Genomic DNA, 13,926 nt, shown 5'->3' with positions numbered 1-13,926 from the left:
CCTGTCACCGGGTCAAGCCCGGCAGTCCGCAGGCCCACCGCCCATCGCCCCCGGTAGCCCGGTCCCGTGTCGGACCAGGAGTGTTGCCCCCATGAAATCCTTCTCCATTTCCCGACGCCTGTGGCTGCCCAACCTGGCCGTGGTCGCGGTCATCCTGGTTGCCGCCGTGTTCATCGGTCTGCGCACCCAGTCTCAGGTCAACGCCGTTCGAGCGGCCCAGCTGCAGCAGCTGCAGATGATCGAGGACGCCACCCAGTGGGCCGGGCTGACCGAGGCCAACGCGGCACGGGGATTGGCGGCGATCCAGAGTACCGACGCGACGCTGGGCGACAAGCTCAAGGCCGAGATGGACGCCACGTCGGCACGCATCTCCCAGATCCAGAAAGCCATCGAAGCACGCGCCGAGCGGCCGGAGGAGAAGGCCGCCCTGGAGCGCGTCGCGCAGACCCGCAAGGCCTACGTCGAACTGCGCCGCGAGGTACTGGGCAAGCGGGGCGACGCAGCCGAGGTGCCCGCCGAGCAGGTGCAGGCCGTGCGCAGCCGGCTCGCCAGCTACCTGGAGGCGCAGCGCACCTTCGTTGCCCTGGAGCACCAGCAGGCCGAGGAGCAGGCCGGGGCGGCAGCGGCCCAGCGCATGCTGACCGTCTATGGCGTGGTCGCGGTGATGCTCGTCCTGGCATGCGTCCTCCTGATCATGGCCGCCTTGAGTGCCCGCGCCATCGTGCTGCCGCTGATGGCCGCGCGCGACGCCATCGACCGCATCGCCGGTGGCGACCTGACCGGCCAGGTCGACACCTCGCGTGGCGACGAGATCGGCGACCTGATGCGTGGCCTCGACCGCATGACCGGTGCGCTGCGCCAGCTCGTCGGCGAGGTGCGCTCCGGCGCAGCGAGCATGCAGATCGCCAGCGCCGAGATCGCCACCGGCAACGCCGACCTGTCCAACCGCACCGAGCAGACTGCCAGCAGCCTGCAGGCCACCGCCGGCTCGATGTCGCAGCTCACCGTCACGGTGCAGCAAAGCGCCGACGCCGCCGCCCAGGCCAACCAGCTCGCCTCCTCCGCGGCCGACACCGCCACCCGCGGTGGCGAGGTGGTCAGCCAGGTGGTCACCAACATGGACGAGATCGCCGCCTCCAGCCGCAAGATCGGCGACATCATCGGCGTGATCGACGGCATCGCCTTCCAGACCAACATCCTGGCGCTCAACGCCGCCGTGGAAGCCGCACGGGCCGGCGAGCAGGGCCGCGGCTTTGCCGTGGTGGCCGGCGAGGTGCGCGCCCTGGCGCAGCGCTCGGCCGGCGCGGCACGCGAGATCAAGTCGCTCATCGGTGCCTCGATGGACACCGTCGAGCAGGGTTCCAAGCTGGTGCAGGACGCCGGCGTGACGATGACCGACCTGGTGGCCTCCGTGCGCCGCGTCACCGACATCATCGGCGAGATCAGCGCCTCCGCACGCGAGCAGAACGACGGCATCCGCCAGGTCAACCAGTCCGTCACCCGCCTGGACGAGATGACCCAGCAGAACGCGGCGCTGGTCGAGGAAAGCGCGGCGGCCGCCGACTCGATGCGCGAGCAGGCCCAGCGCCTGAACGACCTGGTGCTGAAGTTCGAAATCGGCCAGGATGCCAGCAGCAGCCCCGTGGCCCCGCGGGTGCCCGCTGCTGCGGCCACGTTGGCAGCGGCACGGCCCGCCAAGGCGCCGGCCGCAGCGGTGACGCCTCCCCGCACCGCCACTCCAGCCCCGACCGCGGCGGCCGCGGTGCCTGCCACGGCGCCCGGCGACGACTGGGAAACCTTCTGACGCTGGGGCCTTGGGCGACACTTGCGCCATGGCCGATGACTCCAGCTCCCAGATCCTGATCCCCGACGCCTTCCGCGCCCTCTACACCGACCGGCGCGGCCGGCTCACCATCGCCCGCGAGGAACTGGCCGAGCGCGCCGAGCTCTGCGAGGACCTCGCCCAGCAGCTGATGGCCACGGCGCAGCAGATCCACTTCGATCTCGGCATTGCCGAAGACGAGGTGCTGGATCGCATCCACGCCACCCTGGCGAACCCGGCCGCCGGCCTGCGCGAAGCCGAACTGCCCTGGCTGATCGGCCGGCTCGCCGAGCTGCTGGGCTGGGACAGCGACAAGTGGTCGGCCCCGGCCACCCTGCCCGGCTGAGCAGACCGCTCCGCTCAGCCTGCGCTCACGACGCGGGCTGCGGTTCACGCAGAAAGACCTCCACCCGCCGGTTGTGCGCCCGGCCCTCCGGCGTGGCGTTGTCCGCCACCGGCTGGCGCTCACCGCGGCCCTCGATGGCGATGCGCCCCACCGCGACCCCCTTGGCGACGAGCTGATCGCGCACGCTCTCGGCCCGCTCGCGGCTGAGCGCATTGTTCAGCGCATCGCTGCCGCTGTTGTCGGTGTGGCCAACCACCTGCACCTGCATGCCGGCGTCCAGCCCGTGGGCGAACTTGTCCAGCAGCGTCGCAAACGCCGGCTTCACTTCGGCGCGGCCCACGTCAAAGCCCAGGTCCGCCGGGATGTTCAGCTTGAGTTGGTTGTCCGCGGTGCGCACGACGTCGACACCCGTGCCGCGCGTGGCCTGCTCCATCGCGCGCTGCTTGTCCTCCATCCGCTTGGACCAGAGGTTGCCGGCCACCGCGCCGACGACCCCACCGACCACCGCGCCGGTGCCGGCCTTGCCGCCGGTCGCCTTGCCGATCACCGCGCCACCGGCCGCGCCGATCGCCGCCCCGGCCGCCGTGCCCTTCTGGCGCTCGCTCATGTCGGCGCAGCCCGCCAGGCCCCAGGCCAGCGCGCTGGTGGCCAGGATGAGTGCCAACGCGCGCGGCTCCCGCGGGCGCCTGGCGGTGCCGGTGACAGCGCCCTGGGCCGCGCCCGTGCCATTGCTGCTGGCGCCACTGGCCACCGCATCGGTGGTCACGCCAGCCGCCGTGGCCAACAGATCAGTTCGTGGATGGATTCGCATGGCAGTACTCCTGTTCAAAGCGGCCCCAGGCCGGGAGCCCGCCTCATCGGCGCGCCCCGGACCCACCGCGGGGCGCCGATTCTGAAGTCCTGCTGCAGCGCACAAGAAACGACCCGACACAGTTGAGGCCATCCTGCCCCGGGCCGTTACACCGGGCTTGCGGTTCTTGCCCCAGGTTCACGCACTGCCCCACGAACCTGCCGCGCCGGGACGGCCACCCGGGCCCCGCGGGGGTCTTGTTCCACAGGCCACGCTTTGGCGTACACGCCAACTGAAACAATATGCAATGCCCTCCCGCAGGAGGGCACCGGTTTCGGTCCCCCGTTCCTATGATGATTTCCAGGACGAAACGGAATCCCGGGGGGTTCGCCCCCTCCCCGCCCCGCCCGATCACTCTCACGCCATCAACCAGGGAGGAAACAGGAATGAACCTCAAGAATATCGGCGCCATGACGCTGGTGGCCCTGCTGGTCGCCTGCGCCAGCGCAGGCCGGCCATTCGATCCCACACGCGCCCAGGACATCCAGGTGGGTATTCATGATCAGACACAGATTCGGGCATGGTTCGGGGAGCCTTACCAGATGGAGTTGATCTCCGGCAGCCCGATCGGTGCCGTGTCACGATGGACATACGTCCATGCGCAGGCTTCCTTTGGCGGTCTCAAGTCGGAGACCCATTCCCTCGTCATTGATTTCGACGCGAAGGGGAAAGTCGTGGACCGGGCCTATTTCGCCCGAAAATAGCCGACTCAGACCTCTACCCGATGCGCGGGTTCGGTCTGCAGCAATCGGTCGAACAATTCCTCCCGCGAGGCAATCTGGAGCTTGTTGTAGATGCGCAGCAGATAGTCTTTCTGCGTCGTCGGTTTGATCCCCAATACCGCCTCGATCTGGGCGGGTTTAAGTCCCCGTACCAATTGCAAGCACAGTTCCCGCTGCTTGTGCGACAAGGGCAACCCCATCATCCGTCGCACCGCGGCCACTTCGGGCGGCACGCATCGGCTGACCTGCAGGCCGAACAGGGTGGCACCCGAATCGCCCCACGCCTGCGGGTGACCACTTAGAATGAAACCGCGTATCGAGAAGGCGCCCCATTGATTGCGCAGATGCAATCCGGGTGCCGGGGTCGGCTGGTTCCTCAACAGCGCGCACAACCGACGGCAAACTTCTTCGATCGCCTCGTTCGCAGGCACGCCATCGCCCACCGGCGAGCCGTGGCCCCGAAACGCCGGGTGAGCCAGATACCACAACATCCGCTGCGCCTCCGGAGAAGCGTGAATGATCCTCCCGGTCCCATCCACCACGGCAAGGCCATGTTCCCCGCTGGGCAGGAACCGATCCCCCGCACCCTCGTCCGACGCGTCCTTCTCGACAGCCAGCAGGTGCGCCAGGTGCGGGAAGACGCAGCGCAGTTGATACTCTTCCTCTGCATCCACTCGTGCCATGTGCGCGTCGCGCCAAAGGGCCAACACCGCGCAGACCCGCCCGTCCATCCGGACGAAACCGTCCCAGCCGTGCTCGACCCCGGCGGGACGGCACATCACCTCGAAGAACTCGCTTGACTTGAACTCGGGACTCGCACTGATTTCGGCCACTTGCCCGTTGCGACTCTGGCCCTGCAGGTGATCGTTGCGATAGCCGGCCTGTGCCAGCAGGTAGGCGGGGTCCTTCAGGAATTCAGGAACCGGGGTATCCAGGGGCGGTTCGCAGTACATCGCCGCCAGTCCACCCGCCATATCCATCCAGGTGAAGACATAACCCGTCGCCGGCACGACATCGTGCAAGGTGCGCAACAGATCCGGAACCACGAGCGTGGACTTCACTCCGGTACTGCATAACAGACGCACATAGGCCAGCGCGGAATCTGCCGCCCGATCCTTCTGCTTCACGCGAACCCTCCTGGGTTCAGGATGACATCAAGGGCAAGCTCTCGGCAAGCGAGGTTCGTCAACACTCCAGCGGCACCGCGCCAGCGTTGATCAGGGTCAAGACCCTGTAGCCCACCAGAAACCGCATGCCCTGGATTGCAACAAGACGTAATGCCCTCCAACGGGAGGGCATCCTCGCCGCGGACCTCTTTCTACGATGAATCCAATGACGGCCATTGCTGATCATCAGGATCGGAAACCGGTTCCGGACCGGGATGGGATCGAGATGGCCCGACACGGTTTTCCCAACCCATCGTCATCGGAGGTTTCATGAACAGGTTCCAAAGACCCCATCTCACCCGCGCAGGTTTCCTGTTGATCAGCGGACTGATTGCATCCGCGGGTGCCATGGCACAGAACAACTCGCTCAACCTCGCGATCGCCGCCACGCCGCCGATTGGCGACCTGAAGAAAGGAACCGTGACGATGCTGGAATATGAGCACATGGTTTCCCCCGGATGGTCGATCTTTGCGCGTGGCTCGTCGCTCAGCTACAAGTGGGATGAGGGCAACTATGTCGAGGAAGGCGACGGCAAGGCCTTCGGTGCCGGTTTCCGCTACTACTTCAATCGGAAGCTGGAGGGCATGTACGTGGGTGGTGCACTCAGCCGATTCGATGTCGACTGGACCTACAACGAATATCCGTATGCCGGCAAAGGCAACTCCAAGAACATCCAATGGGGCGCCGAAGCGGGTTACCGGTTCCGCTTGGGTAACAATTTCTCGATCACGCCCGGACTGAACATCGGCCAGTGGGCCGGTGGATCCAGCAGTTGCACCTATACGGAACCCAGCGGCTTCCGCGGCCGGGCCTGCGATCAGGAAAGCTCGCTGGGGTTCTATTCCGCTGTGTCGGTTGGGCTCAATTTCATGTTCTGACACAGCTGGCCCGTCGGCAAGGGCGACTTGAGTCAGCCCTCCCAGGTGCCACGGTACCTCGCCCCCAATTTCAGGTGCATCATGAACGCCGACTTCAAGCAAATACTCTGCTGGATCTTCGTTTCCGTCTCCCTGGTAGCCTGTGGCGGTGGCGATTCTGATTCCAGCGTCTATGCATGTACATACCAAAAACGGACGAGCCAAACCTGCAACCGCTATGACTACGGCGCATGGACGTCCGGGTGCCGGTCGTTCAACGTAGATGACTACACGATATCCGCGCAACAGGTTTGCTCGAACCTGACGAAGGGTGGGCTGTACTGTGCCAGCTCCTGCTGCATTGACTCGGAGTACCGCAGCGTGTCGCTGACCAGCGGCACCTGTCCGTAACGGCGGCCAGGTTCGTTACACCGTTGCGCCGCGCAACCGCGCCGCGATGGCAGCGAGTTCCGCCTCGTCCAGCGTCTCATGGTCGAGCAGGCGGCCGGCCATCTCGTCGAGCAGCTCGCGCCGGCTGGCCAGCAGCTCGCTGGCGTGGGCGTAGGCGGCGTCGACCAGGCTGCGCACGGCGTGGTCGATGGCGTCGGCCGTCGCATCCGAGAAGGGCCGCTCGGCGGGCAGCAAGCCGTTGCTGCCATCGCCGTTACCGGGCAGGAAGCGCGCTTGCTGGCCGGCGAACACCACCTGGCCCAGCGCCTCGGCCATGCCGTAGCGCGTCACCATGTCACGGGCGATGTCGGTGACGCGGGCCAGGTCATCGGCCGCGCCGGTGGAGATCTCGCCGATCACCAGCTGCTCGGCCGCGCGCCCGCCCAGCAGCACCGCCATGCGCTGCTGCAGCTCGCTGCGGGTGGCAAGGTAGCGGTCCTCGGTGGGGCGCTGCATCGTGTAGCCCAGCGCACCGATGCCGCGCGGGATGATGGAGATCTTGTGCACCGGGTCGCTGCCGGGCTGCAGCATGGCCACCAGGGCGTGGCCGCTCTCGTGCACGGCCACGGTGCGGCGCTCGGTGGCGCTCATCACGCGCTGGCGCTTTTCGAGCCCGGCGACGATGCGCTCCACCGCGGCGGTGAAGTCCCGCGATTCCACCGCCGCCGCGCCGCGCCGGGTGGCCAGCAGCGCGGCCTCGTTGACGAGGTTGGCCAGGTCGGCGCCGGCAAAACCCGGCGTCAGCGCGGCCACTGCGTCGGCGTCCACCACCGGCGACAGCGTGACCTTCTGGAAGTGCACGCGCAGGATCTCGGCGCGCCCGCGGCGGTCGGGCCGGTCCACCAGCACCTGGCGGTCGAAGCGGCCGGCGCGCAGCAGTGCGGCATCCAGCACCTCGGGCCGGTTGGTGGCGGCCAGGATCACCACCCCCTGGCTGGCGTCGAAACCGTCCATCTCGGCCAGCAACTGGTTGAGGGTCTGCTCCTTCTCGTCGTGCCCGCCGCTCAGCGGCCCGATGCCACGCGCGCGGCCCAGCGCGTCCAGCTCGTCGATGAAGATGATGCAGGGCGCCGCAGCGCGGGCCTGCTCGAACAGGTCACGCACCCGCGCCGCACCGACGCCGACGAACATCTCGACGAACTCGCTGCCGGTGATGGAGAAGAAGGGCACCCCCGCCTCACCGGCCATCGCGCGCGCCAGCAGCGTCTTGCCGGTGCCCGGCGGGCCGACCAGCAGCACGCCCTTGGGCATGCGCGCACCCAGGCGGCCGTAGGCGGCGGGGTTTTTCAGGAACTCGACCGACTCGCGCAACTCGGCCTTGGCCTCGTCGACGCCGGCCACGTCGTCGAAGCGCACGGTGATGTCGGTTTCGCTGTGCACCCGCGCCCGGCTCTTGCCCACCGAGAGCATCCCGCCCAGGCCACCCAAGCCGCCACCCTGGGCCGCCATGCGCTTGGCCACCAGCGACCACAGGCCGAAGATCACCAGCGCTGGTACGACCCAGGAGAGCAGGTCGCGCAGCAGCGTGTTCTCCAGCACGCCCTCGTAGCGCACCGCGTGCGCCTCGACGAAGGGCTCCAGTTCGCGCACCAGCGCCGGGTCGACCCGGGTGGTGACGATGCGTTTGCGCCCGTCGGCGGTGGGGTTCTTCAGCTCGCCCTCGATGGTGCGGCTGCCGATGCGGATGGCCTCCAGCTTGCCGTCCTTGAGCTGCTGGTGGAACTCGCTGTAGGGAATGGGCTGCACCTCGGTGGCGGTGACCCACAGGTCGCGCAGCGTGAACACCAGGATCAGCGCGAACACCAAGCCCCAGGGGTTGATCGGCCAGGGCGGGCGCCCGCCCGGGCGATCTGGCCCGGCGGGATCGGGGCGAGGGCGGTCGAACGGTGCAGCCATGCCTGGATCATGCGCCGGAATGTGTGACTTGCGCACGCCCCGGGTGTGTCGGATCAATAGCCGCGGCGGCGATCCACCCGGTGCGCGATCTCCCGTCCCTCCACCAGCGCGCCCAGGTTGGCCGCCACCACCGTGGCGGCGCTGCGGGGGTCGGTCAGCGCCGCGACGTGCGGCAGCAGCGTCACGCGTGGATGCGACCAGAAGGGGTGGCTGGCCGGCAGCGGCTCGGTGGCGAACACGTCCAGCACGGCGTGGCCGAGCCGGCCGCTGTCGAGTGCCGCCAGCAGGTCGGCCTCCTCCACATGGGCGCCACGCGCCAGGTTGACCAGCGCCGCGCCGGGCGGCAGCGCGGCCAGGAAGCGGGCGTCGATCAGCCCGCGCGTGGCCGGTGTCAGCGGCAGCAGGTTGACGACGATGTCACTGTCGGCCAGCAGCGGCGCGAGCGCCTCGGCACCGGCGTGGACCTCGATGCCAGCGAGGCCTGCCGCGGCCCCGGCCGTCGCCCGCCAGGCCCGCACCCGGTAGCCCATCGCGGCCAGCCGGCGCGCGGCCGCAGCGCCCATCTGCCCGCAGCCCAGCACGGTGACGGTCAGCTCGTCGGCGCGCCGCTGGGGGAGCTGGCGCCAGAGGCCGGCACGCTGCTGCGCGGCGTAGTGGTGGAAGCCGCGCTGCAGCGTCAGCACCGCCCAGAGCGCGGTCTCCGCCATCGCCGCATTCATCGCCGGGTCGACCATGCGCGCGATCGGCACGCTTGCCGGCAGCGACTCGTCGGCCAGCAGGCGGTCGACGCCGGCCCAGAGCGACTGGATCAGCCGCAGCCGCGGCAGGCCCTGCAACCGCCCGGGCAGCGGGTTGGCGACCACCGCGATCTCGATGCGGTCCGGCCAGGCCGGCTGCGCCTCGCCGCGGTCGAGCCACCAGCGGGCACCGGGCAGCACCGGCCGCACGGCCTCGCACAGGGCCGCCAGCCAGGTGTCGCGCTCGTCATCGTCGGCCCAGCGGCCGGTCAGCAGGATGTCCATCCTGCGATGCTAGCCACCGGCCGACCGCCGGAGGACGGTCGCAGCAGCGACAATCCGGCCCGTGAACCCTGCCCCGCTCTTCCTCCCCTGCGCCGCTGGCGTCGAGCCCCTGCTGGCCGACGAGATCCGCGCCATCCTGACCCAATCCGGGGCACCGCGTGCCGCCGAGTCCGTGCAGCCCGGCCGTGGCGGCGTGGCGCTGGTGGGCAGCCTTGCCAGCGCGATGCGCCTGAACCTGGAGAGCCGCCTGGCCCAGCGCGTGCTCTGGCAGGTCGCCGAAGGCGACTATCAGGACGAGCGCGACCTCTACGACCTGGCCCGCAAGGTGCGCTGGACCGACTGGATCACCCCGCGCCAGACCCTGCGGGTGGACTGCACCGCGCAGCGCTCGCCGCTGCAGAGCCTGCACTTCGCTGCCCTGCGCATCAAGGACGCCGTCTGCGACGCAATGCGCGACGCCACCGGTGACCGCCCGGACGTGGACCCGCGCCACCCCGACCTGTCGCTGGTTCTGCACCTGAACGAGTCGCACGCCACGGTGTCGGTGGACCTCTCCGGCGAGGCGCTGTTCAAGCGCGGCTGGCGCGACGAGAGCCGCGGCGGCGTCAAGGGCGAGGCCCCGCTGAAGGAGACGCTGGCCGCCGCGATGCTGGCCGCCGCCGGCTGGCACGGCCGCCCCGAGGACGGCGCGCTGCTGGACCCCTGCTGCGGCGCCGGCACCATCGCCATCGAGGCCGCGCAGATCGCCTGCGGCATGGCCCCGGGCCTGCAGCGCAGCTTCGCCTTCGAGAAGCTGGCCCCCTTCCGTGCCGAGGCCAAGGCCTGGCAGCAGATGAAGGCCGAGGCGCGCAACCGCTTCCACGCCCCGGCGGTGCCGGTGTTTGCCGGTGACGTGTCCTTCCGCATGACCGATTTCGCCAGCCGCAACGCCCAGCAGGCCGGCGTGGGCCAGGCCATCGAGTTCAAGACCGCCGACGCGCTGCAGCGCCCCTGCCCGGCCGAGCACGGCGTGCTGATGCTCAACCCGCCGTACGGCGAGCGCATCGAGGCCAAGGGCACCGGCTCACGCGGTGATGCCGGGGAGCGCTATGGCACCCGTGCCGATGCGGGCGATCGATATGGCACCCATGCCGATGCAGGCGATCGATACGGCACGCGCGCCGATGCCGGCGCGCGGGAAGGCTTCGAGGGCGGCGGCACTTCCCAGGCCTTCTTCAGCGCCCTGGCCAGCCACTGGAAGAAGCAGTACCCCGGCTGGACCGCCTGGGTGCTCAGCCCGGACGCCAAGCTGCCGCAGGCCATGCGCCTGAAGGAAAGCCGGCGCGTGCCGATGTGGAACGGCCCGATCGAATGCCGGCTGTTCCGCTTCGACCTGGTGGCGGGCTCGATGCGACGCGAGGCCCCGGCCCAGGTCGAGGGTGACTGACCGCCTGCCGGGCCCGAACCGTTTCCGTTCCCCTGTCTCATCGCTCTGGAGCCTCCCATGACCTGCACCACCCCGCGGCACCTGCCGCGCTCCACCGCCACCCGCCGCCGCCTGCTCGCCAGCGCGGCCCTGGCCGCCGCCGCCATCGCCACGCCGTTCTCCGGCGCCCTGGCGGCCGATGCCAAGGCACCGTACAAGCTGCTGGTCGGTTTCCCGGCCGGTGGCGGCACCGACGCCATCGCCCGCCTGCTGGCCGAGAAGCTCAAGGACGAGCTCGGCGCCCCGGTGATCGTCGAGAACAAACCCGGTGCCGGTGGCCAGCTCGCCGCCCAGGCCCTCAAGGCCGCACCCGCCGACGGCCACACGCTGTTCCTGTCGCACGACCACACCATCACCATCCTGCCGATGGTGGTGAAGACGCCGGGCTACGACTCGGCCAAGGACTTCGTGCCGGTGGCGGGCTTCGCCACCTTCGTCAACGCGCTGGCCGTCTCCGGCGGCACCCCGGCCAAGGGCTTCAACGACTACGTCGGCTGGCTGCGCACGAACGTGGACGGAAAGGGCGGCGGCAAGGGCTCCGTGGGCATCCCGGCGCCGGCCTCCACGCCCGAGTTCCTAGTCAAGGTCATCGGCGAGAAGTACAAGCTCGACCTCGTGCCCGTGCCCTACCGCGGCAGCGCGCCGATGATGGCCGACATGCTGGGCAACCAGATCGCCGCCGGCGTCGGCTCGGTGCCCGACTTCATCGAGAACCACAAGGCCGGCAAGGTCCGCGTGGTGGCCGTGCTGGGCGGCGCCCGCCAGGCCGTGCTACCCGACGTACCGACCTTCGCCGAGCTGGGCCTCGCCGGCCTGGAGGACATGCCCTACTACGGCGTCTTCGCCCCGGTGGGCACGCCCCGGGCCAAGATCGACGAGTTTGGCGCGGCGCTCGCCAAGGTGATCGCCCAGCGCGACGTGCACGAGCGCCTCACCACCATGGGCCTGACCGTGGGGTTCATGACCTCCCAGCAACTCGCCACGCGCGAACAGGCCTACGCTCAGGTCTGGGCACGCATCATCAAGGCCAGCGGCTTCCAGCCGCAGTAACCAGCCCGGGTCCGCCGCGGGCAGCGGCCCGGAGCGGCTTGGTACGGCGGGGCCTGCGCGATACCATGCGCCGACCCCACCCGCCGCCGCGCCGCCACATCGCCATGTCCGCCGTCCCGCAGCCCCGTCCCGCCTTCGACATACCGGCCTACCTCGACTGGGAGGCCGCCCAGGCCGACCGCCACGAGTACATCGCCGGCGAAGTCTTCGCGATGACCGGGGCACGCGGCACCCACAACCTCATCGCCGGCAACGTCTACATGGCTTTGCGCCAGGCCCTGCGCGGCACCCCCTGCCGCACCCACATCGAAGGCATGAAGCTGCACGTGCAGGCGGCCGATGCGGTGCTCTACCCGGACGTCTTCGTCACCTGCGACCCGCAGGACCTGACCGAACAGGCCGAGCTGGCCAAGACCTCGCCCAAGCTCGTCGTCGAGGTGCTGTCCGAGTCCACGGCGGCCTACGACCGCGGCCTGAAGTTCGAGCTCTACCAGCGCCTGCCCAGCCTGCAGGAGTACCTGCTGATCGAGCAGGACCGCGTGCACGCCGACCTCTTCCGCCGCAACGCCGAGGGCCTGTGGGTGCTGCACCCGAGCGGGCCGGGCGAGACGGTGCAACTCGACAGCGTCGGGCTCACGCTGCCGATGGAACTGATCTACGAGGACACCGCTGCCGGCAGCGCCGCCGCGGGCGCCTGACGCCAGCGTGCCGTATCGGCACCTGCGGACGGCGCTCCCGCCACGCTGCGCACCATCGCGCAGGCGATGGCGCCCACCCGTCGCAGCCCCTCGCGCTGCGCCTTGTCCCAGCGCCCACCCACGCCCAGGCGGATGCAATGGTCGAAGCGCCCGGTGGCGCTGAACATCGTGCCCGGCGCGATGCAGATGCGCTCGGCCAGGCAGGCACGGAACAGCGCCACCGAGTCCAGCCCCGCCGGCAGCTCCACCCAGAGGATGTAGCCACCGGCCGGATCGGTCACGCGCGTGCCCTTGGGAAAGCTCTCGGCGATCACGCCGCGCGCCTCATCCACCCGGGCCGCGATCGTGGCGCGCAGCTGCCGCCAGGCGGACTCGTGGCCGGACTGCGTCAGCAGGTCCGCCATCGCCAGGTCGACCAGCTCGGTCTGCCCCCCCGAGTGCACCGCCTTGAGGCGCCGCACCTCGGCCGACCATCGCCCCCCCTCCACCCAGCCCACCCGCAGGCCCGGCGCCACCGTCTTGGAAAACGAGCCGCAGATCATCACGTGCCCGCTCGTGTCCCAGGCCTTCACGGCGCGGCGCAGCTCGTCGCGCTCGGCCAGGTCGTTGTAGAGCACGTCCTCGATCAGCGGGATGCCCCGCTCGGCCACCATCTGCGCCAGCCGGCGCCGCTCTGCTGCCGGCATGCACGCGCCCAGCGGGTTGCTCAGCGTCGGCACCGCCAGCACCGCCTTCACCGGCTGGGTGTCAAAGGCCAGTTGCAGCGCATCCAGTGACAGCCCCGTGCGCGGATGCGTCGGGATCTCCAGCGCCCGCAGGTGCAGGCTCTCCAGGATCTGCAGGAAGCCGAAGTAGGTCGGCGACTCCAGCGCCACCACGTCGCCAGGACGCGTCACCGCACGCAGGCACAGGCTGATCGCATCCAGGCAGCCATTGGTCACCACGATGTCGCGCGCCTCCAGCTGGCAACCCAGCCCCAGCGCGTGGCGGGCCACGGCGCGGCGCAGCTGCTCGTTGCCCGGCCCCAGCGGGTAGCGGCACAGCGTGGCGCGGTGGCGCTGGGCGGCCCGGCTCACCGCGCGGCGCACCCGCTCCTGGGCAAACAGCTCGCCGCTCGGGCAGGCCGCACCGAAGGAAATCACGCTCGGATCGGCCGCCAGCTGCATCACCTGCTCGCCCAGCAGGCTCACATCCACCGCCAGCGACGCCACCGGCGGCGCTGACAGCTCCGGCTCCGGCAGCCGCTGCGGCCGCGCCGCCACGAAGTAGCCCGAGCGCGGGCGCGCCTCGACCAGCCGAGCATCCTCCAGCGCGCGATAGGCCTGCACCACCGTGGCCGGCGACACCCCCTGGCGGCGCGCCAGCTCGCGCACCGACGTGCAGGCGCTCGCCGCGCGCCAACGTGCCGCTGCGGATGGACTGCGCCATGCGCTCGGCGATCTGGAGATAGAGGCTGTCATGCAGCCCGGTGGCATCGGAGGGGCTCATGCCCCCATTCTGTATGCCCCACCCGCCAGTGGACCCATACAGATGGCCGGCTGTGCGACCGGCACAGCCGCCCCGGCGCACCACCTGTACCGG

General features: G+C 69.9%; 12 protein-coding genes. 7 read left to right on the top strand and 5 right to left on the bottom strand.

Annotated features, from left to right (window positions below):
* The first annotated feature begins 91 nt into the window (after positions 1-91).
* Together NGK70_RS02965 and NGK70_RS02960 are read left to right on the top strand one after the other, a co-directional pair.
* Positions 92-1,804 carry a methyl-accepting chemotaxis protein gene (locus tag NGK70_RS02965; protein ID WP_251971892.1) on the top strand — a complete coding sequence of 571 codons (1,713 nt, stop codon included), beginning with the start codon at positions 92-94 and terminating at the stop codon, positions 1,802-1,804.
* A gap of 28 nt (positions 1,805-1,832) precedes the next feature.
* Entirely contained in the window at positions 1,833-2,168 is a 336-nt protein-coding gene (locus NGK70_RS02960; RefSeq protein WP_251971891.1) for a hypothetical protein, read from the top strand.
* A gap of 25 nt (positions 2,169-2,193) precedes the next feature.
* On the opposite strand, the gene NGK70_RS02955 is transcribed toward NGK70_RS02960, so the two are convergent.
* Positions 2,194-2,979, bottom strand: a complete 786-nt coding sequence (locus NGK70_RS02955) for a YiaD family glycine zipper/OmpA-like lipoprotein (RefSeq protein WP_428985564.1) — start codon at positions 2,977-2,979, stop codon at positions 2,194-2,196.
* 425 nt (positions 2,980-3,404) lie between these two features.
* On the opposite strand from NGK70_RS02955, the gene NGK70_RS02950 reads away from it, so the two are divergent.
* Entirely contained in the window at positions 3,405-3,722 is a 318-nt protein-coding gene (locus tag NGK70_RS02950; RefSeq protein WP_251971890.1) for a hypothetical protein, read from the top strand.
* A 5-nt stretch (positions 3,723-3,727) separates the two neighbouring features.
* On the opposite strand, the gene NGK70_RS02945 is transcribed toward NGK70_RS02950, so the two are convergent.
* Positions 3,728-4,867, bottom strand: a complete 1,140-nt coding sequence (locus tag NGK70_RS02945) for a helix-turn-helix transcriptional regulator (RefSeq protein WP_251971889.1) — start codon at positions 4,865-4,867, stop codon at positions 3,728-3,730.
* A gap of 309 nt (positions 4,868-5,176) precedes the next feature.
* On the opposite strand from NGK70_RS02945, the gene NGK70_RS02940 reads away from it, so the two are divergent.
* On the top strand, positions 5,177-5,785 hold the full coding sequence (locus NGK70_RS02940; RefSeq protein ID WP_251971888.1) for an autotransporter outer membrane beta-barrel domain-containing protein: 609 nt from the start codon (positions 5,177-5,179) through the stop codon (positions 5,783-5,785).
* A 405-nt stretch (positions 5,786-6,190) separates the two neighbouring features.
* Here the strand turns inward: NGK70_RS02940 and ftsH are convergent, their stop codons facing one another.
* Together ftsH and NGK70_RS02930 are read right to left on the bottom strand one after the other, a co-directional pair.
* Entirely contained in the window at positions 6,191-8,110 is a 1,920-nt protein-coding gene (gene ftsH / locus NGK70_RS02935) for an ATP-dependent zinc metalloprotease FtsH (RefSeq protein WP_251971887.1), read from the bottom strand.
* A gap of 53 nt (positions 8,111-8,163) precedes the next feature.
* Complete coding sequence (locus NGK70_RS02930) at positions 8,164-9,132, bottom strand: 2-hydroxyacid dehydrogenase (protein ID WP_251971886.1); 969 nt, start codon at positions 9,130-9,132, stop codon at positions 8,164-8,166.
* A 61-nt stretch (positions 9,133-9,193) separates the two neighbouring features.
* Here NGK70_RS02930 and NGK70_RS02925 point away from each other — a divergent pair, with 61 nt between their 5' ends.
* The 3 genes from NGK70_RS02925 to NGK70_RS02915 all read left to right on the top strand — a co-directional run bounded on the left by NGK70_RS02925 (position 9,194) and on the right by NGK70_RS02915 (position 12,345).
* Positions 9,194-10,558 carry a THUMP domain-containing class I SAM-dependent RNA methyltransferase gene (locus tag NGK70_RS02925; protein ID WP_251971885.1) on the top strand — a complete coding sequence of 455 codons (1,365 nt, stop codon included), beginning with the start codon at positions 9,194-9,196 and terminating at the stop codon, positions 10,556-10,558.
* Between the two features lie 57 nt (positions 10,559-10,615).
* Complete coding sequence (locus NGK70_RS02920; RefSeq protein ID WP_251971884.1) at positions 10,616-11,647, top strand: Bug family tripartite tricarboxylate transporter substrate binding protein; 1,032 nt, start codon at positions 10,616-10,618, stop codon at positions 11,645-11,647.
* A 65-nt stretch (positions 11,648-11,712) separates the two neighbouring features.
* Complete coding sequence (locus NGK70_RS02915; protein WP_251971883.1) at positions 11,713-12,345, top strand: Uma2 family endonuclease; 633 nt, start codon at positions 11,713-11,715, stop codon at positions 12,343-12,345.
* Here NGK70_RS02915 and NGK70_RS02910 read toward each other — a convergent pair.
* Positions 12,303-13,805, bottom strand: coding sequence for an aminotransferase-like domain-containing protein (locus NGK70_RS02910; RefSeq protein ID WP_310742574.1), 1,503 nt, complete (start codon positions 13,803-13,805; stop codon positions 12,303-12,305). The genes NGK70_RS02915 and NGK70_RS02910 overlap by 43 nt on opposite strands.
* Positions 13,806-13,926 lie beyond the last annotated feature (121 nt).

The sequence above is a fragment of the Sphaerotilus microaerophilus genome (assembly GCF_023734135.1).
Classification (GTDB): Bacteria; Pseudomonadota; Gammaproteobacteria; order Burkholderiales; family Burkholderiaceae_C; genus Sphaerotilus; species Sphaerotilus microaerophilus.
This window is presented reverse-complemented; position numbering and strand designations above follow the sequence as displayed.

What these genes read in the sequence shown, in the direction of transcription:
- NGK70_RS02910 (WP_310742574.1), bottom strand. Translation starts at nt 13,805, where the DNA reads ATGACAGCCTCTATCTCCAGATCGCCGAGCGCATGGCGCAGTCCATCC.
- NGK70_RS02955 (WP_428985564.1), bottom strand. Translation starts at nt 2,979, where the DNA reads ATGCGAATCCATCCACGAACTGATCTGTTGGCCACGGCGGCTGGCGTG.
- NGK70_RS02965 (WP_251971892.1), top strand. Translation starts at nt 92, where the DNA reads ATGAAATCCTTCTCCATTTCCCGACGCCTGTGGCTGCCCAACCTGGCC.
- NGK70_RS02950 (WP_251971890.1), top strand. Translation starts at nt 3,405, where the DNA reads ATGAACCTCAAGAATATCGGCGCCATGACGCTGGTGGCCCTGCTGGTC.
- NGK70_RS02940 (WP_251971888.1), top strand. Translation starts at nt 5,177, where the DNA reads ATGAACAGGTTCCAAAGACCCCATCTCACCCGCGCAGGTTTCCTGTTG.
- NGK70_RS02920 (WP_251971884.1), top strand. Translation starts at nt 10,616, where the DNA reads ATGACCTGCACCACCCCGCGGCACCTGCCGCGCTCCACCGCCACCCGC.
- NGK70_RS02960 (WP_251971891.1), top strand. Translation starts at nt 1,833, where the DNA reads ATGGCCGATGACTCCAGCTCCCAGATCCTGATCCCCGACGCCTTCCGC.
- NGK70_RS02915 (WP_251971883.1), top strand. Translation starts at nt 11,713, where the DNA reads ATGCGCCGACCCCACCCGCCGCCGCGCCGCCACATCGCCATGTCCGCC.
- ftsH (WP_251971887.1), bottom strand. Translation starts at nt 8,110, where the DNA reads ATGGCTGCACCGTTCGACCGCCCTCGCCCCGATCCCGCCGGGCCAGAT.
- NGK70_RS02930 (WP_251971886.1), bottom strand. Translation starts at nt 9,132, where the DNA reads ATGGACATCCTGCTGACCGGCCGCTGGGCCGACGATGACGAGCGCGAC.